19 protein-coding genes are annotated in these 21,009 nt (G+C 68.0%); 14 read left to right on the forward strand and 5 right to left on the reverse strand.

Translation table 11 applies throughout. The features are described from left to right. Window positions 1–81 precede the first annotated feature (81 nt). The 9 genes from mdcA to madM are packed head-to-tail and all read left to right on the forward strand — an operon-like array spanning window position 82 to window position 7,357. Window positions 82–1,743 carry a malonate decarboxylase subunit alpha gene (gene mdcA / locus L6D75_RS20350; protein WP_176510982.1) on the forward strand — a complete coding sequence of 554 codons (1,662 nt, stop codon included), beginning with the start codon at window positions 82–84 and terminating at the stop codon, window positions 1,741–1,743. Beyond that, a complete protein-coding gene (locus L6D75_RS20355) occupies window positions 1,743–2,645 on the forward strand; it encodes a triphosphoribosyl-dephospho-CoA synthase (protein ID WP_176510981.1) in 903 nt (300 codons plus the stop codon). The genes mdcA and L6D75_RS20355 overlap by 1 nt, the downstream gene beginning before the upstream one ends. 1 nt (window position 2,646) lies before the next feature. Continuing rightward, a complete protein-coding gene (locus tag L6D75_RS20360) occupies window positions 2,647–2,946 on the forward strand; it encodes a malonate decarboxylase subunit delta (protein ID WP_176510980.1) in 300 nt (99 codons plus the stop codon). Next, window positions 2,939–3,787, forward strand: coding sequence for a biotin-independent malonate decarboxylase subunit beta (locus L6D75_RS20365; RefSeq protein ID WP_176510979.1), 849 nt, complete (start codon window positions 2,939–2,941; stop codon window positions 3,785–3,787). The genes L6D75_RS20360 and L6D75_RS20365 overlap by 8 nt, the downstream gene beginning before the upstream one ends. Continuing rightward, window positions 3,784–4,575: a biotin-independent malonate decarboxylase subunit gamma gene (gene mdcE, locus L6D75_RS20370; protein WP_176510978.1), complete on the forward strand. Its 792-nt coding sequence runs from the start codon at window positions 3,784–3,786 to the stop codon at window positions 4,573–4,575. The genes L6D75_RS20365 and mdcE overlap by 4 nt, the downstream gene beginning before the upstream one ends. 1 nt (window position 4,576) lies before the next feature. After that, a complete protein-coding gene (locus L6D75_RS20375; protein WP_176510977.1) occupies window positions 4,577–5,191 on the forward strand; it encodes a malonate decarboxylase holo-ACP synthase in 615 nt (204 codons plus the stop codon). After that, the gene (mdcH, locus tag L6D75_RS20380) at window positions 5,188–6,108 is read left to right on the forward strand and encodes a malonate decarboxylase subunit epsilon (RefSeq protein WP_176510976.1); all 921 of its coding nucleotides are present in this window, start codon (window positions 5,188–5,190) and stop codon (window positions 6,106–6,108) included. The genes L6D75_RS20375 and mdcH overlap by 4 nt, the downstream gene beginning before the upstream one ends. A gap of 60 nt (window positions 6,109–6,168) precedes the next feature. After that, the gene (gene madL, locus L6D75_RS20385; RefSeq protein ID WP_176510975.1) at window positions 6,169–6,591 is read left to right on the forward strand and encodes a malonate transporter subunit MadL; all 423 of its coding nucleotides are present in this window, start codon (window positions 6,169–6,171) and stop codon (window positions 6,589–6,591) included. A gap of 1 nt (window position 6,592) precedes the next feature. Then, on the forward strand, window positions 6,593–7,357 hold the full coding sequence (madM, locus tag L6D75_RS20390) for a malonate transporter subunit MadM (RefSeq protein ID WP_176510974.1): 765 nt from the start codon (window positions 6,593–6,595) through the stop codon (window positions 7,355–7,357). Between the two features lie 116 nt (window positions 7,358–7,473). Here the strand turns inward: madM and L6D75_RS20395 are convergent, their stop codons facing one another. Next, the gene (locus L6D75_RS20395; protein WP_176510973.1) at window positions 7,474–8,385 is read right to left on the reverse strand and encodes a LysR family transcriptional regulator; all 912 of its coding nucleotides are present in this window, start codon (window positions 8,383–8,385) and stop codon (window positions 7,474–7,476) included. 184 nt (window positions 8,386–8,569) lie between these two features. Between L6D75_RS20395 and L6D75_RS20400 the strand changes: the two genes are divergently transcribed. The 3 genes from L6D75_RS20400 (at window position 8,570) to L6D75_RS20410 (ending at window position 12,378) form a co-directional block, all read left to right on the forward strand. After that, complete coding sequence (locus L6D75_RS20400; RefSeq protein WP_176510972.1) at window positions 8,570–9,418, forward strand: helix-turn-helix transcriptional regulator; 849 nt, start codon at window positions 8,570–8,572, stop codon at window positions 9,416–9,418. Window positions 9,419–9,483: 65 nt separating this feature from the next. Continuing rightward, complete coding sequence (locus tag L6D75_RS20405) at window positions 9,484–10,974, forward strand: aldehyde dehydrogenase (protein WP_176510971.1); 1,491 nt, start codon at window positions 9,484–9,486, stop codon at window positions 10,972–10,974. 21 nt (window positions 10,975–10,995) lie between these two features. Beyond that, complete coding sequence (locus tag L6D75_RS20410; RefSeq protein ID WP_176510970.1) at window positions 10,996–12,378, forward strand: aspartate aminotransferase family protein; 1,383 nt, start codon at window positions 10,996–10,998, stop codon at window positions 12,376–12,378. Between the two features lie 159 nt (window positions 12,379–12,537). Here the strand turns inward: L6D75_RS20410 and L6D75_RS20415 are convergent, their stop codons facing one another. After that, a complete protein-coding gene (locus L6D75_RS20415; RefSeq protein ID WP_176510969.1) occupies window positions 12,538–14,538 on the reverse strand; it encodes a peptidase U32 family protein in 2,001 nt (666 codons plus the stop codon). A 226-nt stretch (window positions 14,539–14,764) separates the two neighbouring features. Between L6D75_RS20415 and L6D75_RS20420 the strand changes: the two genes are divergently transcribed. After that, the gene (locus L6D75_RS20420; protein WP_176510968.1) at window positions 14,765–15,817 is read left to right on the forward strand and encodes a beta-keto acid cleavage family enzyme; all 1,053 of its coding nucleotides are present in this window, start codon (window positions 14,765–14,767) and stop codon (window positions 15,815–15,817) included. Between the two features lie 188 nt (window positions 15,818–16,005). Then, window positions 16,006–17,337, forward strand: coding sequence for an MFS transporter (locus L6D75_RS20425; protein WP_176510967.1), 1,332 nt, complete (start codon window positions 16,006–16,008; stop codon window positions 17,335–17,337). Here L6D75_RS20425 and L6D75_RS20430 read toward each other — a convergent pair. From L6D75_RS20430 to L6D75_RS20440, 3 genes are all read right to left on the reverse strand, one after another. Then, window positions 17,332–18,357 carry an AraC family transcriptional regulator gene (locus tag L6D75_RS20430; protein WP_176510966.1) on the reverse strand — a complete coding sequence of 342 codons (1,026 nt, stop codon included), beginning with the start codon at window positions 18,355–18,357 and terminating at the stop codon, window positions 17,332–17,334. The two genes, L6D75_RS20425 and L6D75_RS20430, sit on opposite strands and share 6 nt — an antisense overlap. A 75-nt stretch (window positions 18,358–18,432) precedes the next feature. Continuing rightward, window positions 18,433–19,491 carry an NAD(P)-dependent alcohol dehydrogenase gene (locus L6D75_RS20435; RefSeq protein WP_176510965.1) on the reverse strand — a complete coding sequence of 353 codons (1,059 nt, stop codon included), beginning with the start codon at window positions 19,489–19,491 and terminating at the stop codon, window positions 18,433–18,435. Window positions 19,492–19,548: 57 nt separating this feature from the next. After that, complete coding sequence (locus L6D75_RS20440; RefSeq protein WP_176510964.1) at window positions 19,549–21,006, reverse strand: acyl-CoA reductase; 1,458 nt, start codon at window positions 21,004–21,006, stop codon at window positions 19,549–19,551. Window positions 21,007–21,009 lie beyond the last annotated feature (3 nt).

Consider the following 21,009-nt stretch of genomic DNA (forward strand, 5'->3'; position numbering starts at 1 on the left):
ATTGCGCCCCCGGCTTGATTGATCGGCCTGGGTAGCCCGTCCTACTGTGCCTCCACGACAGCGAACCCGTGGAGTCACCCAATGACCATAACCAACAATCCACCGCCGCAATGGTCGCGGCGGCGCGCCGAGAAGCAGCGCCGCCTCGAACGTGTGCGCCACCTGGCCGACGGTGTGGTGCTGCCTACCGAGCGTATCGTCGAGGCGCTGGAGCTGTTGATCGCCCCCGGCGACCGGGTGGTGCTCGAAGGCAACAACCAGAAGCAGGCCGACTTCCTCTCGCGGTCATTGGCCAAGGCCGACCCCGAGCGCCTGCACGACTTGCACATGATCATGCCCAGCGTCAGCCGCGCCGAGCACCTGGACCTGTTCGAGCGCGGCATCGCGCGCAAGCTCGACTTCTCCTTCGCCGGCCCGCAGAGCCTGCGCATTGGCCAACTGCTCGAAGACGGCCTGCTCGAAGTGGGCGCCATCCACACCTACATCGAGCTGTACTCGCGGCTGCTGGTCGACCTGATCCCCAACGTCACCCTGGTCGCCGGCTTCATGGCCGACCGCGAAGGCAACCTGTACACCGGCCCCAGCACCGAAGACACCCCGGCCCTGGTCGAGCCTGCCGCCTTCAGCGACGGCCTGGTGATCGCCCAGGTCAACCAGCTGGTGGACCGCGTCGACGACTTGCCACGGGTCGACATCCCGGCCTCGTGGGTGGATTTCGTGGTGGTCGCCGACCAGCCGTTCTACATCGAGCCGCTGTTCACCCGCGACCCGCGCCACATCAAGCCGGTGCATGTGCTGATGGCGATGATGGCGATCCGCGGCATCTACGAAAAACACCAGGTGCAGTCGCTGAACCACGGCATCGGCTTCAACACCGCCGCCATCGAGCTGATCCTCCCTACCTATGGCCAATCGCTGGGCCTGAAGGGCAAGATCTGCCGCAACTGGACCCTCAACCCGCACCCGACCCTGATCCCGGCGATCGAGACCGGCTGGGTCGAAAGCGTGCATTGCTTTGGCACCGAACTGGGCATGGAAGACTACATCGCCCAGCGCCCGGACGTGTTCTTCACCGGCCGCGACGGCTCGCTGCGCTCCAACCGCATGATGTGCCAGCTGGCCGGCCAGTACGCGGTCGACCTGTTCATCGGCGCCACCTTGCAGGTCGATGGCGATGGCCATTCCTCCACCGTCACCCGTGGCCGCCTGGCCGGCTTCGGCGGTGCGCCGAACATGGGCCACGACCCCCGTGGCCGGCGCCACGCGACCCCGGCCTGGCTGGACATGACCGTGCCCGAGACGATGCTCGAACGCGGCCGCAAGCTGGTGGTGCAGATGGTCGAGACCTACCAGGAAGGCGGCAAGCCCACCTTCGTCGAAACCCTCGATGCGGTCGAAGTGGCGAAGAAGGCCGGCATGCCCCTGGCGCCGGTGATGATCTACGGCGACGACGTCACCCACCTGCTCACCGAAGAGGGCATCGCCTACCTGTACAAGGCGCGCAGCCTGCAAGAGCGCCAGCAGATGATCGCCGCCGTGGCCGGGGTCACCGCCATCGGCCTGCGCCACGACCCAAAAGACACCCTGCGCCTGCGCCAGCAAGGCCTGGTGGCGCTGCCCGAAGACCTCGGCATCCGCCGCACCGACGCCAGCCGCGAACTGCTCGCCGCGCGCAGCATCGCCGACCTGGTGGACTGGTCCGGCGGCCTCTACAACCCGCCCGCACGGTTCAGGAGCTGGTGATGCAGACACTCGAAACCGTGGCGCCGCTGCGCCCCCCTGTGGGCGCCGGCTTGCCGGCGATAGGGCCAGCAAAAGCCAGCACAATCCCGCTGCACGATCACCTGGCCGACCTTGCCGTCGAGTCCCTGATCGACGAAGCCGAACTTTCGCCCAAACCCGGCCTGGTCGACCGCCGCAGCAGTGGCGCCCACCGCGACATGAGCCTGCCCCTGATGCACGCCTCGGCCCTGGCCCTGTGGCCATGCCTGCGGCAAATGGCCGAAGCCGCCGAGCAGCATGGCGCGGTCGGCCTACCGCTGCGTACCGCCCTGGGCCGCATCGGCCGCGAAGGCGAAGCCCAGATGCTGGCCGCTACCGGCGGCGTCAACACCCACCGCGGCGCCATCTGGGCCCTGGGCCTGCTGGTAGCGGCGCGCGCCCTGGACACCCGTGCCGACGCCGCAGCCGTAGCCGCACGCGCCGGCCGTATTGCCCTGATCGACGACCCGGCCGCCATAACCCCCGACAGCCACGGCAACCAGGTACGCCGCCGCTACGGCGCCAGCGGTGCCCGCGAGCAGGCCCAGCAAGGCTTCCCGGCGGTGATCGAACATGGCCTGCCGCAACTGCGCCGCAGCCGCGCCGCCGGCGCCAGCGAAACCCAGGCCCGCCTCGACGCCTTGCTGGCGATCATGGCCGCCCTGAGCGACACCTGCGTGCTCTGGCGCGCCGGCCCGCAAGGCCTGCAAGCCTTGCAGCAGGGCGCCCGCGCCGTGCTCGACGCCGGCGGTTGCGCCAGCCTCGACGGCCGCCGCCAGCTGCGCCTGCTCGACGCCCAACTGCTGCACATGAATGCCTCGCCAGGCGGCGCCGCCGACCTGCTGGCCGCCTGCCTGTTCCTCGACAAGACCGGGAGCCTGTGACATGGAAACCCTGAACTTTCAATTCCCCGCTGCCGAGCCCGGCCGCGGCCGCACCCTGGTCGGCTGCGTCAGCTCCGGCGACCTGGAAGTGCTGATCGAACCCGGCACCCCTGGCCAGCTGGACATCCAGGTGGTGACCTCGGTCAACGGCAGCAGCGCCCGCTGGGGCCAGCTGTTCCAGCGCCTGTTCGAAGGCCGCAGCGTACCGGCGGTGAAGATCGACATCCATGATTTCGGCGCCACGCCCGGGGTGGTGCGCCTGCGCCTGGAGCAAGGCTTCGAGGAGATCGCCCATGACTGACATCGCCCGCCTGCTGCAAAGCCGCAGCTTCGTCGAACTCGGTGCGCGCCAGCGTGCCCGCGCCTTGCTCGACCCCGGCAGTTTTCGCGAACTGCTCGGCCCCTTCGAACGGTTGATGTCGCCCTGGCTGCCGCGCCAGGGCATCGTGCCCCAGGCCGACGACGGCGTGGTCATCGCCAAGGGCCAGTTGCAGGGGCGCAACACCGTCATCGCCGCCATCGAAGGTGCCTTCCAGGGCGGCAGCATGGGCGAGGTGGGCGGGGCCAAGATTGCCGGCGCCCTGGAGCTGGCCATCGAAGACAACCGCAACGGCATCCCCACCTGCGCCGTGCTGCTGCTGGAAACCGGCGGCGTGCGCCTGCAGGAGGCCAACCTGGGCCTGGCGGCGATTGCCGAGATCCAGGCGGCGATCGTCGAGCTGCGCGCCTATCAGCCGGTGGTCGGGCTGGTCGCAGGTTCGGTCGGTTGCTTTGGTGGCATGTCCATCGCCGCCGGCCTGTGCAGCCACCTGCTGGTCACCCGCGAAGCGCGCCTGGGCCTGAACGGCCCGCAGGTGATCGAGCAGGAAGCCGGCATCGGCGAATACGACGCCAAGGACCGCCCGTTCATCTGGAGCCTGACCGGTGGCGAGCAGCGCCACGCCAGCGGTCTGGTGGACGGCTACGTGGCCGACGACGTCGAAAGCATTCGCCAGCAACTGCTGCAGTTGCTGGCCGCCACGCCCGCCGACCGCGCCGGCCAGCACGCCTGGTACCTGGAGCGGCTGGCCAGCCTGGGCGCCGACTGCCCGCAACTGGATGCCGCCGCCGTGCGCGCCCTCTACCAAGGAGATGCCCCATGAACCGTGCCCTCAACTGGCTGCCGGGCCTGGCCGGTGGCGAAGCCCTGGCGGGCTACCCCGCCTCGGTGAAGGTCATCGATGGCGAACTGGACCAGCGCCTGGCGCGCTTCATCGCCGTGGTGCCGGATGCCCAAAACCCATTCCCCCGCGCCCGCTCGGGCGAGGTCGGCCTGCTCGAAGGCTGGGGCCTGGCCAAGGCGGTGAGCGAGGCCATGGCGCTCGACCGCGATGGCGAAAAACGCGCCATCGTCGCGGTCATCGATGTGCCAAGCCAGGCCTATGGCCGCCGCGAAGAAGCCCTGGGCATCCACCAGGCCCTGGCGGGCGCGGTGCAGGCGTATGCCCAGGCACGCCTGGCCGGGCATCCGGTCATCGGCCTGCTGGTGGGCAAGGCCATGTCCGGGGCGTTTCTTGCCCACGGCTACCAGGCACAACGGCTGATCGCCCTGGATGACAGCGGGGTGATGGTGCATGCCATGGGCAAGGCGGCGGCGGCGCGCATCACCCTGCGCAGCGTCGAACAGCTCGAAGCCCTGGCCGCCGAAGTGCCGCCCATGGCCTACGACCTGGCCAGCTATGCCTCGCTGGGCCTGTTGTGGCGGCGCCTGAGCGTGGACAACGCCGATGCGCCGACGGCGGCCGACCTGGCGCAGGTACGTGCCTGCCTGGCCGAAGCCGTGCGCGATATCGGCCGCTGCACCGACCTGTCGTCGCGCCTGGCCGGCGAGCATCGCAGCGCCTCCCGCGAGGTGCGGGCACGCCTGCGCAGCCAATGGCAGGAGGCCTGAGATGAACGCCCCGCAGCCCCATGACCTGCTTTGGGGGATGCCCCCGGCAGCGTTGCCCGCCGACGCCCCGGCCTGGGCCCGCCAGGTACTCGCGGCCGGCCAGCCGGTGGTGGTACGCCGGGCCGTGTGCGCCGAGGGCTGGGTGGCCGTGGGCCTGCGCGGGGCAGGGCGGGAACAGCGCCTGGGCGTGCAGATGCCGCTGGCCGACATTGCCCGCCAGCTCAGCCCCGAAGCGCTGCGCTGGCAGGGTGACAGCCCCTGGGCTGCCTTGCAGGCGCTGGCCAGCGTGGCGCCCGTGCTCGATGCCAGCGGGCTGGCCTGGGGGCCCACCGGCAGCGTCGGTTATCAATTGGCCACGGGCGTTGGCGCAGTACACGCTGCCAGCGACCTCGATGTACTGCTGCGCACGCCGCAACCCCTGGCCCGGGCCAAGGCGCGCGAGCTCCTGGACATCCTCGACTGCGGCCCTTGCCGCATCGATGTGCAGCTGCAAACCCCGGCCGGCGCCGTCGCCCTGCGCGAATGGGCCGGCATGGCGCGGCGCGTGCTGCTCAAGTCGGCCAGCGGCGCGCAGCTGGTGGCCGACCCGTGGGCGTTGCTGGAGTGCGCAGCGTGAGCAGCCTGTTCGCCTTCCCAGGCCAGGGCGCCCAGCAGGCGGGGATGCTGCACCGCCTGCCCGAGGGCAGCGCGGCGCTGCTGGAGGAGGCCAGCGATGCGTTGCATCAGCAGGTGCTGGCGCTGGACACCGCGCAAGCGCTGCAGACGACCCGGGCCGTGCAGCTCTGCCTGCTGCTGGCCGGGGTCGCCTGGGCGCACTGGCTGATGCAGCGCAGCCCGGCGCCGGACTATGTGGCCGGGTTGTCGATCGGCGCCTACCCAGCCGCCGTCGCCGCCGGTGCCCTGGCCTTTGCCGATGCCGTGCGCCTGGTGGCGCTGCGCGGCGAGCTGATGCACTGCGCCTACCCGCAGGGCTACGGCATGACCGCCCTCAGCGGCCTCGACCAGGCGCGTGTCGAACACCTGCTGGCCGAGGTGGGCGGCGAGGTGTACCTGGCCAACCTCAACAGCGACAACCAGTTCGTCATCGCCGGCAGCGACAGCGCCATGGCCGCGGTCGCCGCCCGCGCCCGCCGCCTTGGCCAGGGCGTGGCCCGGCGCCTGGCGGTCAGCGTGCCGTCCCACTGCGCGTTGCTCGACGGCCCGGCCGCCGAGCTGGCCGCAGCCTTCGCCCAGGTGCAGCTGCGCCGCCCGCGCATCACCTACCTGAGCGGCAGCAGCGCGCGGCCGATCCACGACCCGCAACGCCTGCGCGATGACCTCGCCGGCAACATGGCGCGGCAGGTGGATTGGCGTGCCACGCTGCGCAACGCCTATGAACGCGGGGTGCGCCTGCACCTGGAGATGCCGCCTGGCAGCGTGCTCAGCGGCCTGGCCCGGCCGGTGTTCGAACAGGGTAGGGTGGTGGCCGTCGAGGGCACCCGGGCCGACACCGTCGATGCGCTGTTGCGCCAGGAGGTGGCCAACAACCGATGACGGCGCTGCAACTCGAAGAACAACAACAACCAACTTCGATACAAGCTGAGGACAACAACAATGATCATCTATGGTGTGGCTCTGCTGGCGGTGTGCACCCTCGCCGGCGTCATCGTCGGCGACTTCCTGGGCGTGCTGCTGGGCGTCAAATCCAATGTGGGCGGGGTCGGCATCGCCATGATCCTGCTGATCTGCGCAAGGCTGTACATGCAGCGCAAGGGCGGCATGAGCAAGGAGTGCGAGTTCGGCGTCGGTTTCTGGGGCGCCATGTACATCCCGGTGGTGGTGGCCATGGCTGCCCAGCAGAACGTGGTCACCGCCCTGCACGGCGGGCCGGTGGCGCTGCTGGCGGCCATTGGCGCGGTGCTGGTGTGTGGCCTGACCATCGCCCTGATCAGCCGCAGCCACCGCGGCGAGCCGTTGCCCGCGCTGGAGGCACCCACCCCTGAGACTGCGCAGGTAGCCCCTGCAGGAGGTCGCTGAGATGTGGCCGATCATTGACAATGCCCTGGAACACAATGGCCTGATCACGGCGTTCGCGGTGGTGGGCGGGATCATGTGGCTGTCGGTGCTGTTGTCCAAGTACCTGACTTTCGGCCGCGTGCATGGCTCGGCCATCGCCATCGTCATCGGCCTGGTGCTGGCCTGGGTCGGCGGTACCGTGACGGGCGGGCAGAAGGGCCTGGCCGACATGGCGCTGTTCTCTGGCATCGGCCTGATGGGCGGGGCGATGCTGCGCGATTTCGCCATCGTCGCCACGGCCTTCGAGGTGCAGGCCACCGAAGCGCGCAAGGCCGGCATGATCGGTGCCATCGCGCTGCTGCTGGGCACGGTGCTGCCGTTCATCGTGGGCGCTGGGGTGGCGTATGCCTTCGGCTATCGCGATGCGGTGAGCATGACCACCATCGGCGCGGGCGCGGTGACCTACATCGTCGGGCCGGTGACCGGTGCGGCGCTGGGCGCCAGTTCGGATGTGGTGGCGCTGTCGATTGCCACCGGGTTGATCAAGGCGATCCTGGTGATGGTGTTCACACCGGTGTCGGCGCGGTTGCTGGCGTTGGACAACCCGCGTTCGGCGATGGTGTTTGGTGGCTTGGCCGGGACGGTGTCGGGGGTGACGGCAGGGCTCGCGGCGACGGATCGGCGGTTGGTGCCGTATGGCGCGCTGACGGCGACCTTCCATACCGGGTTGGGGTGCCTGATGGGGCCTTCGATCCTGTATTTCTGTGTGCGCGGGTTGGTGGGCTGAAGGGGCCTGGGGCTGCTTTGCAGCCCTTTCGCGACACAAGGCCGCTCCTACAGGGTTACGCGGTAGTTTGTAGGAGCGGCCTTGTGTCGCGAAAGGGGCGCAAAGCGCCCCCAATCTCAATTCTCCCGGCTATACATCCGGCATTCAGCCAGCAACGCCAACAGGTTCGGCTCGCGCTCCCGCGCCTTCAGAAACACCACCCCAATATGCTGCTGCAACCGATACCTCTGCTGCAGCGCTATCAACTTCACTCGGTTCTCGTACACCGCCGCAATCCGCCCGGGCAACAGCGCAAACCCCACCCCCGAACTGACCATGCTGAGCAAGGTGAAGATGTCGTTCACCTGCATCGCCACCTTCGGCTCGAACCCCGCCTGCTGGAACACCTGCGCACCATCGCGGTGGGTGGCAAAACCCTGGGTCAGGGTGATGAAGGTGGAGTCGGCCAGGTCCGCCAGGTCCACCTCCTGCTGCCCGGCAAACGGCGAATCGGTGGGCACGGCGAGGAAGATGTCGTCGCAAAACAGCGCCAGCTGCTCGCAAGCAGGGTCGGCCACGCTCTCGTCCAGCGACACCAGGATCGCTTCCAGCTCGTGGTTCTTCAGGCGCTGCAGCAGCTCGACGTTCGAGCCCAGGGTCAGGTCGATGTTCAGCTCGCTGCGCCGCAGCTTCAGGCCCATCACCAGTTTCGGCACGGTCTTCACGGTCAGCGAATACAGCGCGCCCAGGCGGAAACGCTCGGCGTAGAAGCCTGCGGCCTCGCGGGTCTGGCGCACCATCTGCTCGGCGTCCTGGATCAGCTGGCGGGCCTTTTTCTCCAGCACGTAGGCGCTTTCCAGCGGGATCAGCTGGCGGCCTTCGTGCTTGAACAGTGGGCAGCGCAGGGCGCTTTCCAGGGAGTGGATGGCCCGGTGCACGCTGACCGCGCTGGTGGACAGCTCGGCGGCGGCGCGGCCGAGGTTGCCGCTGCGCATGAAGGCGAGGAAGGTCTCGAGCTTTTTCAGGGTCAGTTCTTCGTCGATCAGCATGGCGGGGCCCTGAAATGGAGGTGGCGCAGATCATGCCATAACCGGGGCCCTCAAGGGCCCTGCGGGAGCCGGCTTGCCGGCGATAGGGCCACCCCGATGTCCGGCTCACCCCGAAGGGTGATGGCCGCCCCCGCCAACCCATGCAAGAATTCCCCCATAACAACCCCGGCATGGGACCACGACAATGAGCAAAGACCGGCTGAAATCGCCCGACTGGTACGCGCAGATGGCGCGTGTCATCGACGCCCAGGGCGCGCCGGGCTTCGTCGAGGCGCTGTTCGCCGCGCTCAAGCTGCTTGCCCCGTGCCAGGCCATCACCGTGTTCCTCTACCCGCGCAAGGGCCTGCCCTCGGCGCTGTTCGTCAAGGACGAGGAAGGCCCATGGCTGCCGGAAGGCAACGTGCAGCGCTACCTCGAAGGCTACTACCTGCTGTGCCCGTTCTACCGCGCCTGCATGGACGGCGTGCCCGCCGGTTGCTACCGGCTGAGCGACGTGGCCCCCGACCACTTCAAGCGCAGCGAGTACTACCTGGCCTTCTACCAGCACGCGCACATGGAAGATGAGCCGAACTTCATCGTGCCATTGGACGAAGACCTGACCATCGCCGTGTCGCTGGCCAGCACCCAGCGCCTGAGCCGCCAGCAGGTCAACGACCTCAAGTGCGTGGCGCCCTGGGTCGCGGCCGTGGTGCGCCGGCAATGGGGCCACCTGGACATCGACGCGCTCGGCGGGCGCTTCGAGAGCGCCCTGGGCCGGCAGATCAACGCGGCGCTGAACAATTTCGGCTCCTCGCTGCTGACCGAGCGCGAATGCCGCATCGCCCAGTACCTGCTGCGCGGCCACTCGACCCGCTCGCTGGCCGAGCGCCTGGGCATCAGCGAAGACACGGTCAAGACCCACCGCAAGAACCTCTACACCAAGCTGGACATCGCCAAGCAGTCCGAACTGTTCTCGCTGTTCATCGACTCCCTGGCCCAGGCCCAGGAAGGCTTGAGCAAGGACCCGCTGGAAAGCTACCTGCGAAGGCGCTGACGCCCCCGCGACACCTCATACGAACGACAAAACCGGCCGCCCGTGCGGCCGCAAGGGAGACCTGCGTGCATACGAAAAGCGATTGGCAGCAGCGCGCTGCTGGGCAAAGCTTCATCACCTCGGCGCTGATCGACGGCCGCCCGCTGTCGGCGCGCTCCGGGCAAACCTTTGCCGCCATCAACCCGGCCACCCAGCAGCTGCTGGCCCAGGTGGCCGCCTGCGGCGAGGCGGAAATCGACCAGGCCGTGCGCTCGGCGCGTCGCGCCTTCGAACAAGGCCCCTGGGCGCGCATGGCGCCCTCGGCACGCAAGCAGGTGCTGCTGCGCCTGGCCGAGCTGATGATGGCCCACCGCGAGGAGCTGGCCCTGCTCGACTCGCTGAACATGGGCAAGCCGGTGATGGACGCCTACAACATCGATGTGCCGGGCGCCGCCAACGTGTTCACCTGGTACGGCGAGGCGCTGGACAAGGTCTACGACCAGGTCGCCCCCACCGCAGCCAACGCCCTGGCCACCATCACCCGTGAAGCGCTGGGCGTGATCGGCGCCGTGGTGCCCTGGAACTTCCCGCTGGACATGGCCGCCTGGAAAGTCGCCCCGGCCCTGGCCGCCGGCAACAGCGTGGTGCTCAAGCCCGCCGAGCAGTCGCCGTTCTCGGCCTTGCGCCTGGCCCAACTGGCCCTCGAAGCCGGCTTGCCGGAAGGCGTGCTGAACGTGGTGCCGGGCCTTGGCGAAAGCGCCGGCCGCGCCCTGGGCCTGCACCCGGATGTGGACTGCCTGGTGTTTACCGGCTCCACCCAGGTGGGCAAGTACTTCATGCAGTACTCGGCCCAGTCCAACCTCAAGCAGGTGTGGCTGGAATGCGGCGGCAAGAGCCCGAACCTGGTGTTCGACGACTGCCAGGACCTGGACCTGGCCGCCGAGAAGGCCGCCTTCGGCATCTTCTTCAACCAGGGCGAAGTGTGCTCGGCCAACTCGCGGCTGTATGTGCAGCGTTCGATCCACGACGAGTTCGTCGAGCGCCTGCTGGCCAAGGCCCGCAACTGGCTGCCGGGCGACCCGCTGGACCCGGCCAGCCGCGCCGGCGCCATCGTCGACAGCGCCCAGAGCGCCCGCATCATGGCCGCCATCGAGCAGGGCCAGGGCGAGGGCGCGCGCCTGCTGTGCGGCGGCCAGCGCCTGAGCTTCAACGGCTCGGACAACTTCATCGCCCCGACCGTGTTCAGCGACGTGCGCCCGGACTCGGCCCTGGCCCGCGAGGAAATCTTCGGCCCGGTGCTGGCGATCACCGCCTTCGACGACGAAGCCCAGGCCGTGCGCCTGGCCAACGACAGCGTCTATGGCCTGGCCGCCTCGGTGTGGAGCGATGACCTCAACCGCGCCCACCGCGTGGCCCGCCAGCTCAAGGCCGGCACCGTGTCGGTGAACACGGTCGATGCCCTGGACGTGGCCGTGCCCTTCGGCGGCGGCCGCCAGTCCGGCTTTGGCCGCGACCTGTCGCTGCATGCTTTCGACAAGTACACCCAACTCAAGACCACCTGGTTCCAGCTGCGCTGACCGACATCACGGAGAACGACCATGAACGCACCTTTCCAGCCGCAACGCGACACCCGCGATTACCAGGCCAGCGATGCCGCCCACCACATCCACGCCTTCCTCGACCAGAAGGCGCTCAACGCCGAAGGCCCGCGCGTCATCACCCGCGGTGAAGGCCTGTACCTGTGGGACAACGACGGGCGCCGCTACCTGGACGGCATGTCTGGCCTTTGGTGCACCCAGCTCGGTTACGGGCGCAAGGACCTGACCGCCGCCGCTGCCGCGCAGATGGACCAGCTGGCCTACTACAACATGTTCTTCCACACCACCCACCCGGCGGTGATCGAGCTGTCCGAGCTGCTGTTCAGCCTGCTGCCGGGCCACTACAGCCACGCCATCTACACCAACTCCGGTTCCGAGGCCAACGAGGTGCTGATCCGCACCGTGCGCCGCTATTGGCAGGTGGTCGGGCAGCCGAGCAAGAAGATCATGATCGGCCGCTGGAACGGCTACCACGGCTCGACCCTGGCCGCCACGGCCCTGGGCGGCATGAAGTTCATGCACGAAATGGGCGGGATGATCCCCGACGTTGCCCACATCGACGAGCCGTACTGGTACGCCGAGGGCGGTGAGCTGAGCCCGGCCGAATTCGGCCGCCGCTGCGCACTACAGCTGGAAGAGAAGATCCTCGAGCTGGGGGCCGAGAACGTCGCAGGCTTCGTTGCCGAGCCGTTCCAGGGCGCGGGCGGCATGATCTTCCCGCCAGAGAGCTACTGGCCGGAAATCCAGCGCATCTGCCGCCAGTACGACGTGCTGCTGTGCGCCGACGAAGTGATCGGTGGCTTTGGCCGCACCGGCGAATGGTTCGCCCACGAGTACTTCGGCTTCGAGCCCGACACCCTGTCGATCGCCAAGGGCCTGACCTCGGGCTACGTGCCGATGGGCGGCCTGGTGCTGAGCAAGCGCATCGCCGAGGCGCTGGTGGAGCGCGGTGGCGTGTTCGCCCACGGCCTGACCTATTCCGGCCACCCGGTGGCGGCGGCGGTGGCCATTGCCAACCTCAAGGCGCTGCGTGACGAGGGCATCGTGCGCCAGGTCAAGGACGACACCGGGCCGTACCTGCAGCGCATCCTGCGCGAGACGTTCGCCAATCACCCGTTGATCGGCCAGGTGCAGGGCGCGGGGCTGGTGGCGGCGCTGCAGTTCGCCGAAGACAAGGGCAGCCGCAAGCGGTATGCCAACGAGAACGACCTGGCGTGGCAGTGCCGCACCTATGGCTTCGAGGAGGGGGTGATCATTCGTTCGACCCTGGGGCGGATGATCATGGCGCCGGCGCTGGTGGCCACGCGCAGCGAGCTGGATGAGCTGGTGGAGAAGACCCGCATCGCTGTGGACCGCACTGCGCGCGGGCTGGGGATTCTCTGAGGCCGTAAAAGGGGCCGCGTTGCGGCCCTATCGCTGTAGGAGCGGCCTTGTGTCGCGAAAGGGCTGCAAAGCAGCCCCCGGATTTGTGCAGCACTGCTTCATCCAGGGGGCCGCGCTGCGGCCCTTTCGCGACACAAGGCCGCTCCTACAAGCCTACCCTCAATGCGGCGCGCGCGGGATGGTCTTGAGCAGGTCTTCCGGGCTGATGTGCCCCACCACCTGCGCCACCGCGCTGCCCGGCGTCGGCAGGTCGATGATGTGGCCCTTCATCTTGCCGATCACATGCATCTCGCACGGCTTGCAGTCGAACTTCAGGGTCAGCACCTCATCGCCCTGGATCAGCTGCATCGGCGCCACCTTGGTGCGCACGCCGGTCACGCCCTTGGCCTGTTTCGGGCACAGGTTGAAGGAAAAACGCAGGCAGTGCTTGGTGATCATCACCGGCACTTCGCCGTGTTCCTCGTGGGCCTCGTAGGCCGCATCGATCAACTGCACGCCATGGCGGTGGTAGAAGTCGCGGGCCTTATGGTTGTAGACGTTGGCCAGGAACGACAGGTGCGACTCGGGGTACACCGGCGCCGGCGTGGTCTCGGCCTTGCGCGCACCGCGCGGGTGGGCCTTGATGCGCGCTTCGGTCAGCGCCTCGATGGCTTCGCGGCGCAGGGCCTTGAGCTGCGAGTTGGGGATGAAGTACGCCTGCGGCGCGTCCAGCACGATGGCGTTGGCGTGGTACATCGTGGTACCCAGCTGGCCGAGCAGGTCATGCAACTGGTCCAGCGCCTGCTGCGGCTTGTTGGCGGCGCCGAACGGGCCGTCCAGTGCCACCTGCACGCTCACCCCTTCCTCGCTGCACACGCTGAGCATCAGCCGTTGTTCGGTCAGCACCGCATGCCACTCCACGCCCACCCGGCGCTCGGCCGAGGTGCGCTGCAGCGCTTGCTGCCAGTTGTGGTCGAGGTTGCGCGACAGCGGATGGTTGGGGCGCAGCTTGTGCAGGCCTTCGGGCATCTCGTTGGGCTCGACCCGGTAGCGGTAGCGCTTCTGGCCGTCTTCCTCGAACTCGCCACGCGGCTCGGCGATGTTGGCCCGGAAGCCCACCACTTCGCGCTTGACCAGCACGTTGAGGCCATCGCCGTTGGTCAGTGGCACCTCGGTGACCACCTGCATGTCACGCTTGCCGACCTTTTCCACCACACCCACCGGCAGCCCGGTGAAGGTTGGCGAGTCGAAGGCGCCGATGTCGACCTTGCGGTCGGTGACGAAGTAGTCGGTGCTGCCGCGGTGGAAGGTCTTGTCCGGGTCGGGCAGGAAGAAGTGCTCGGTACGGCCGCTGGAGGCGCGGGCCAGGTCCGGGCGGCCTTCGAGGATGGCGTCGAGCTCTTTGCGGTAGTGGGCGGTGATGTTCTTCACATAGCCCATGTCCTTGTAGCGGCCCTCGATCTTGAACGAGCGCACGCCGGCGTCGACCAGGTCGCTGAGGTTGGCGGTCTGGTTGTTGTCCTTCATCGACAGCAGGTGCTTCTCGAACGCCACCACGCGGCCCTGGTCGTCCTTGAGGGTGTACGGCAGGCGGCAGGCCTGGGAGCAGTCGCCACGGTTGGCGCTGCGCCCGGTCTGGGCGTGGGAGATGTTGCACTGGCCGGAGAAGGCCACGCACAGCGCACCGTGGATGAAGAACTCGATGGCCGCGTCGGTTTCGGCGGCGATGGCGCGAATCTGCTGCAGGTTCAGCTCGCGCGCCAGCACCAGCTGGGAGAAGCCGGCCTGGTCGAGGAACTTGGCCCGCTCCAGGGTGCGGATGTCGGTCTGGGTGCTGGCGTGCAGCTCGATGGGCGGGATATCCAGCTCCATCACCCCCAGGTCCTGCACGATCAGCGCATCGACGCCTGCGTCGTAGAGCTGGTGGATCAGCTTGCGCGCCGGCTCCAGCTCGTTGTCGTGGAGGATGGTGTTGATGGTGGTGAACACCCGCGCATGGTAGCGCCGGGCGAACTCGACCAGTTCGGCGATTTCGCCCACCTCGTTGCAGGCGTTGTGGCGCGCGCCGAAGCTCGGGCCACCGATGTAGATGGCGTCGGCGCCGTGCAGGATCGCTTCGCGGGCGATGGCCACGTCACGGGCAGGGCTGAGCAGTTCCAGGTGATTCTTTGGAAGGGACATGTCGTTATAGGTTCGGGCTGTCACGGTTTAGGGCGGCATTGTAGCGGTGAAATGCCTGGCTGGCACCTTTAGCTGCCGGGAGGCGGGGCCATGGCCGCTGGCGTGGGCCTGTCATCAAATGTGCTGGCGTTGTCGCGCGATGCGACGCAGCCGCCGCGCCCTGGGCATACATTGGCTTGAGCGCCATGCCACCCGCTGGCAGGCAACGCCAATCAAGGAGATGCCCATGCAGTTTTTCGACGATTCCCTGCACCCGGACACCATGGAGAAAGTGGTGATCACGGTCGCCCCCTATGCGCCCCAGTGGATGCCCGACGACTTCCCCGAAGACATCCCGCTGACCATGGACCAGCACGTGCAGGCCGCCGTGGACTGCTATGAAGCCGGCGCCACGGTGCTTCACCTGCACGTGCGCGAGCTCGATGGCAAGGGCTCCAAGCGCCTGTCCAAGTTCAACGAGCTGATCGCCGGGGTGCGCGAAGCGGTGCCGGACATGATCATCCAGGTCGGCGGCTCGATCTCCTTCGCCCCGGAAGGCGAGGGCGCCGAGGCGCTGTGGCTGTCCGACGACACCCGGCACATGCTGGCCGAGCTGATGCCCAAGCCTGACCAGGTGACGGTAGCCATCAACACCATCCAGATGAACATCACCGAGCTGCTGTACGCCGATGGCATCGAAGGCACCTCGCTGCTCGATCCGGCCACCCACGCCGCCTACAGCGAAATGACCGTGCCCGCCGGCCCAGGCTGGGTCGCCGAGCACCTCAAGCGCCTGCAGGCCAGCGGCATCCAGCCGCACTTCCAGCTCACCGGCATCCACGCCTATGAAACCCTCGAGCGCCTGGTGCGCAAAGGCATCTACAAAGGCCCGCTGAACCTGACCTGGATCGGCATCGGCGGCGGCTTCGATGGCCCCAACCCGATGAACTTGATGAACTTCGTCAACCGTGTGCCGGACCGGTGTACGCTCACCGCCGAATCGCTGCTCAGGAACGTGCTGCCGCTGAACACCATCGCCCTGGCCATGGGCCTGCACCCGCGGCTGGGCAATGAGGACACCCTCATCGACCAACATGGCAAGCGCTTTTCGTCGGTGGAGCAGGTGCGCCAGACGGTGCGCATCGCCCACGAGTTGGGGCGTGAGATCGCCAGTGGCAAGGAGGCGCGGGGCATCTACCGGATTGGTGAGCAGTACGGGTCCGTCGAAGAGACGCTGCAGGCCAATGGCATGGCGCCGAATCGCCGGCCGGGGCAGAAGGGGGTGCCGCAGCGCACGTGAATTGTAGGAGCGGCCTTGTGTCGCGAAAGGGCCGCGAAGCGGACCCGGCAATTATTGCGGTGCTGCAGAAATCCCGGGGCTGCTCCGCAGCCCTTTCGCGACACAAGGCCGCTCCTACAGCGGGCGTGTGTCCGAGGTATTACCGATAACAACAAAAACAGCTGAAGCCAGACTTCCAAGGAGCCACCGTGGCCTTTCACCCCAAAACCACCCACGACGAAATCGACACTTCAATCGGCATCCCGCGCCGCTACGCCTGGGCCGTGTTCGCCCTGACCTTCGGCCTGCTGATTTCCGACTACATGTCGCGCCAGGTGCTCAACGCCGTGTTCCCCATCCTCAAGGGCGAATGGGCCCTGAGCGACGGCCAGCTGGGGCTGCTCAGCGGCATCGTCGCGTTGATGGTGGGCCTTTTGACCATCCCCTTGTCGATGCTCGCCGACCGCTTCGGCCGGGTCAAAAGCCTGACGTTGATGGCGCTGCTGTGGAGCCTGGCCACCCTGGGCTGCGCCCTGGCCGAGAACTACCAGGAGATGCTGCTCGCCCGCTTCATGGTCGGCGTCGGCGAGGCGGCCTATGGCAGTGTCGGCATCGCCGTGGTGGTGTCGGTGTTCCCGCGCAGCATGCGCGCCACCCTGGCCAGCGCGTTCATGGCCGGGGCCATGTTCGGCTCGGTGCTGGGCATCTCCATCGGTGGGGTGGTGGCGGCGAAACTAGGCTGGCGCTGGTCGTTCGCCAGCATGGCGCTGTTCGGCCTGCTGCTGGCGGCGCTGTTCCCGCTGGTGGTCAAGGAAGCGAAGATCGCCCCGCAGCGCCTGGCCTCGGCGGCGAACCAGGCCCAGGCAGCGGTGCGCCAGCCGCTGCGCACCTTGTACAGCACCCGCTCGGTGCTGGCGGCGTACCTGGCCAGCGGCCTGCAGACCTTCGTCGCCGGCAGCATGATCGTGTGGATGCCCAGCTACTTCAACCGCTACTACGCCATGGGCGAGGGCCAGGCCGGGGCGCTGGCGGGGGTGATGGTGCTGTGCTGCGGCGCCGGGGCGATTCTCTGCGGCATGCTCAGCGACCGCCTGTGCCGGCAGTCGGCACTGCGCAAGATCGAGATCTCCATGGTGTTCTGCCTGGGTAGCTGCCTGCTGATGTCGCTGGCCCTGATCCAGGCCGCAGGGCCGCTGCAGCTGACGCTGATCGGCCTGGCCATGCTCATGGTCACCGGCATCAACGGCCCGACCATCGCCACCATCGCCAACCTGACCCACTACAAGGTGCATGGCACCGCGTTCGCGGCGCTGACCCTGGTCAACAACATGGTCGGCCTGGCGCCGGGGCCGTTCCTCACCGGCCGGGTCTCCGACGTGATCGGCCTGCACGGGGCGTTCCAGCTGGTGCCGATGATGAGCATCGCGGCCGCGGCGGTGTTCTTCTATATCCGCTGCCATTACCTGGACGACATCGCCCGCGTGCAGCGGGCCCAGGCCGAACCGGCCGCGGCCAAGCCCCTGATGCCGGCATCGTCATGACCTGGCATCGGCCAGCCCGGCGCCTCGCTGGGCGTTGCGCCAGGCGGCGGGCGGCATGTCGAACTGGGAAATGAACCAGCGGGTGAACGAGTTGGGCATCGAGTAGCCAAGCATGTCGGCGATCTGCCCCAGCGAATAACCCGGGTTCTTCAGGTAGCGCACCACCAGGTCGCGGCGCACGCTGGCGACCAGCGCGCTGAAGCTCACCCCTTCTTCATCCAGGCGCCGCTGCAGGGTACGCACGTTCATGCCCTGGCTGTGGGCGATCTGCGCCAGGGTCGCGCGGCCCATGGGCAGCAGCAGGTAGATGGCCTTGCGCACTTCGCCCGCCACCGAAGCGTCGTGCTTGCCCAGCAGCGAATCCATGTAGCGCTGCGCATGCCGGGCCATGGCCGCATTGGCCAGGGGCATGCTCGCGTCCAGGCTTGCGGCCGGGCAGAGCAGGCCGTTGAACTCGCAGCCGAACTCGACCTTGCAGCCGAAGATGCGCCGATGCACGCCAAGGTCGGCCGGTGGGTCATGGGCGAAGCACACCTTCAGCGGCTGCCAGTGGCTGCCCAGCAGCGCGGCGCAGAAGCGGTGCAGCACGGCGATCGCAAGCTCGATGGACTGGCGGTTGTGGGTGCCCAGGTCGGTCACCAGCTCTTCACGGATGATCACCGTGCTGCCCACTTGCTCGATGTGGATCGCCAGCGACTCGTTGATCTGCAGGCGGTAATCCACGATCACCTGCAGCGCATCGCGCAGGGTGGGCTGGTGGCTGAGCAGCAGGCTCACCTCGCCGAAATCGGCCAGGTCGCGCCGCTCGGCCATGCGCAGGCCGAGGGTGTCGCAACCGCTCAGGTGCGCCGATTTTTCCAGCAGGGTGATGCTGGCGCTGGCCGGTATGCGTTGGCTGGGGTCGCTGAGCAGGGCCGGGCTCAAGCCCACCTCGCCAAGCAGCGAGGCGACGTTGAGCTTAAGGTGGCGAGCGACATCCAGGTAATGGGCCAGAACCGCAGTGCGAGCATGTACGGGCATGGTGGGGCGACTTCCCTGTGGGTGATCAAGCGTGCTCGGTGCTGCGGCGCTGGGCGCCGCAGCATCAGCCGGGCGTTACTGGTTCAGCTCACGCAAGCTGGTCATGTCGATCACGAAACGGTACTTCACGTCATTGTGCTGCAGGCGTTCGAAGGCCTGGTTGATGTCCTGGATCGCGATCATCTCGCAGCTGGGCAGCACCTGGTGCTCGGCGCAGAACGCCAGCAGCTCCTGGATCGCCTGGATGCCGCCGATCAGCGAGCCGGCCAGGGTGCGGTTGTTGCGGATCAGCAAGCCGCCGTGGATCGGCTCCAGCGGCTCGATCGCCCCCACCAGCACCATCACCCCCTCGCGGCCGAGCAGCATCAGATAGGGGTTGACGTCGTGCCGGCTGGGGATGGTGTCGATGATGAAGGCAAAGGCATTGGCCGCCGCGGCCATGGCCGCGCTGTCACGCGACAGCAGCACATGCTTGGCGCCCAGCGCGCGGGCATCCTCGGCCTTGCCCGGCGAGCTGGTGATCACCGTGACCTCGGCGCCCAGCGCCACGCCCAGCTTCACCGCCAGGTGGCCAAGCCCGCCAAGGCCCACCACCGCCATTTTCGTGCCCTTGCCGACGTTGTAGCGGCGCATCGGGTTCCACACGGTGATGCCGGCACACAGCAGCGGCGCGGCGTAGCGCGGGTCGAGGCGCCGGGGCATGCGCAGCACGAACTGCTCGCGCACCACGATGTGCTCGGCGTAGCCGCCGTAGGTGGTATCGCCTGTGTGGCGGTCCTTGCCGTTGTAGGTCGGCGTCGGCCCGTGGGCGCAGAGTTGCTCCTGGTGGTCGTGGCACGGCGCGCACTGCATGCAGCTGTCGACTTGGCAGCCGACCGCCACCGGGTCGCCGACCTTGAAGCGGCTGACGCCACTGCCGACGGCGGTGACGTGGCCGACGATCTCGTGGCCGGGGACGATGGGGTAGAGCGTGTTGTTCCAGTCGTTGTGCACCTGGTGCGCGTCGGAGTGGCAGACGCCGCAGTAGGCGATGGCGATCGCCACGTCATCGGCGCGCAGCGCGCGCCGCTCGAAACGAAACGGGGTCAGGGGCGAGTGGGCGTCGTGGGCGGCATAGCCCAGGCAAGTGGTCATGGTCGAATCCTTGTGCAAGGCCAGGAACAACCCCCGGCAAGGGCCGGGGGAGGGTATTCAGATCGAGGGGCGCAGCCAGGGCGCCGGGGAGGTTTCGGGCGAGGCGATCTGGTTGACGATCCACTTGCCCATGCGCCGCAGCGGCTCGATGGAGTCTTGCGGGCCGGCCCATTTCAGGCCTGCCGCGTAGCCCAGCGAAACGATGCGCTGGGCGCCGTACAGCGGCAGGATGTCCTTGAGCTCGTCCTTGATGCTTTCCGGGTACACGCCCACGGTCTGGGTGTAGGCGTCCACTGCGTCGAGCATTTCGGTCAGCGTGTCGACCGGCACCAGGTTGGCGGTGCGGTCGTCCAGGCGCGGGGCGAACGACACGGCGTCGGCGGTCTGCGAGCAGATCACCGCGCCTTCGCCATCCAGCCCGCCGATCACCTGGTACCACTCGTCCTCCAGACGCAGGGCGTCGACTTCGGCCTTGAGCGCCGGGTCGTAGCGCTTGGGCACGGTGCTCAAGGTGTTGGGCAGGGTCTGCATGGCGTCGTAGACGTAGCGGCCAAAGGTGTTGAGCTTGGCAAGGCCGGCGTCGTCGGTGCCGCTCTGCACGTAGATCACCCGGGCGCATACGCAGGCCTTCTGGTTCAGTGCGCCGATGTCGCTGGCCAGGCGCACGGCGGCCTCGCGCATGCTCGCTTCGTTGTCGAAGGCGGCCTTGCCGATGATGCTGGCGCTGCGCTTGGGGTCCAGGGAAATCAGCTCCAGGCCCGGCTGCACGTAGCGGGTCACGTGCTTCATGGCGTTGTAGCCGCCCCAGGCGACGATCTTTTCCAGGTTCTGCGGCTGGTACAGGCGCTCTTCGAAGGCCTGGTCGCCGCCTTTCCAGTAAGCCACGCTCAGGTGCCGGGTCAGCGGGTGGTCGGGCGCCATGTCGACCATGGTGCGGGCGATGGCCAGGGCGGTGAACGGGTCGTTGGACGGCGCCTTGATGATCGCGTCGCTGCGCAGCACCATGTTGCGCAGGATGGTCAGCAGCGACAGCCCGGTGGCGTTGCCGGCGACGATGTGCAGGGTGCGCGCGCCGAAGCAGCGCACGTCCAGTTCGGTGCCATCGAGCAGGCGCTGCTTGACCCAGCCTTCCAGGTACTTGATGCCCACCGCGTTCTCCACCTGCTCGGTGACCGAGGCGCGGGTGAGCAGGTGGCGCAGGCCCAGGTAGCTGCCCTTGACCATGCTCGGGGTCACCGGGGCGGTCAGGTACGACAGCTCGCAGGCTTCCTGCAGGAACGGGTTGCGGTCGAACTCCAGGCGTTCGCCCAGGGCCTCGCAGTAGTCGAGGATGTCGTCGAAGCTCAGGCTGTACAGGTCGGCCAGCTTTGCCGGGTTGCCCAGCGGCAGCTGGTCGAGGTACTGGTGCGCGTCCGGGGTCTGGAAGATCAGGTCGCCACCGCGCCCGCCCACGTCGATCAGGTTGTCGGTGATGACCTTGCCGCGGATGATCATCGGTGCAATCGGTTTGTTCATGGG

This window comes from Pseudomonas faucium (assembly GCF_021602585.1).
Lineage (GTDB): Bacteria > Pseudomonadota > Gammaproteobacteria > Pseudomonadales > Pseudomonadaceae > Aquipseudomonas > Aquipseudomonas faucium.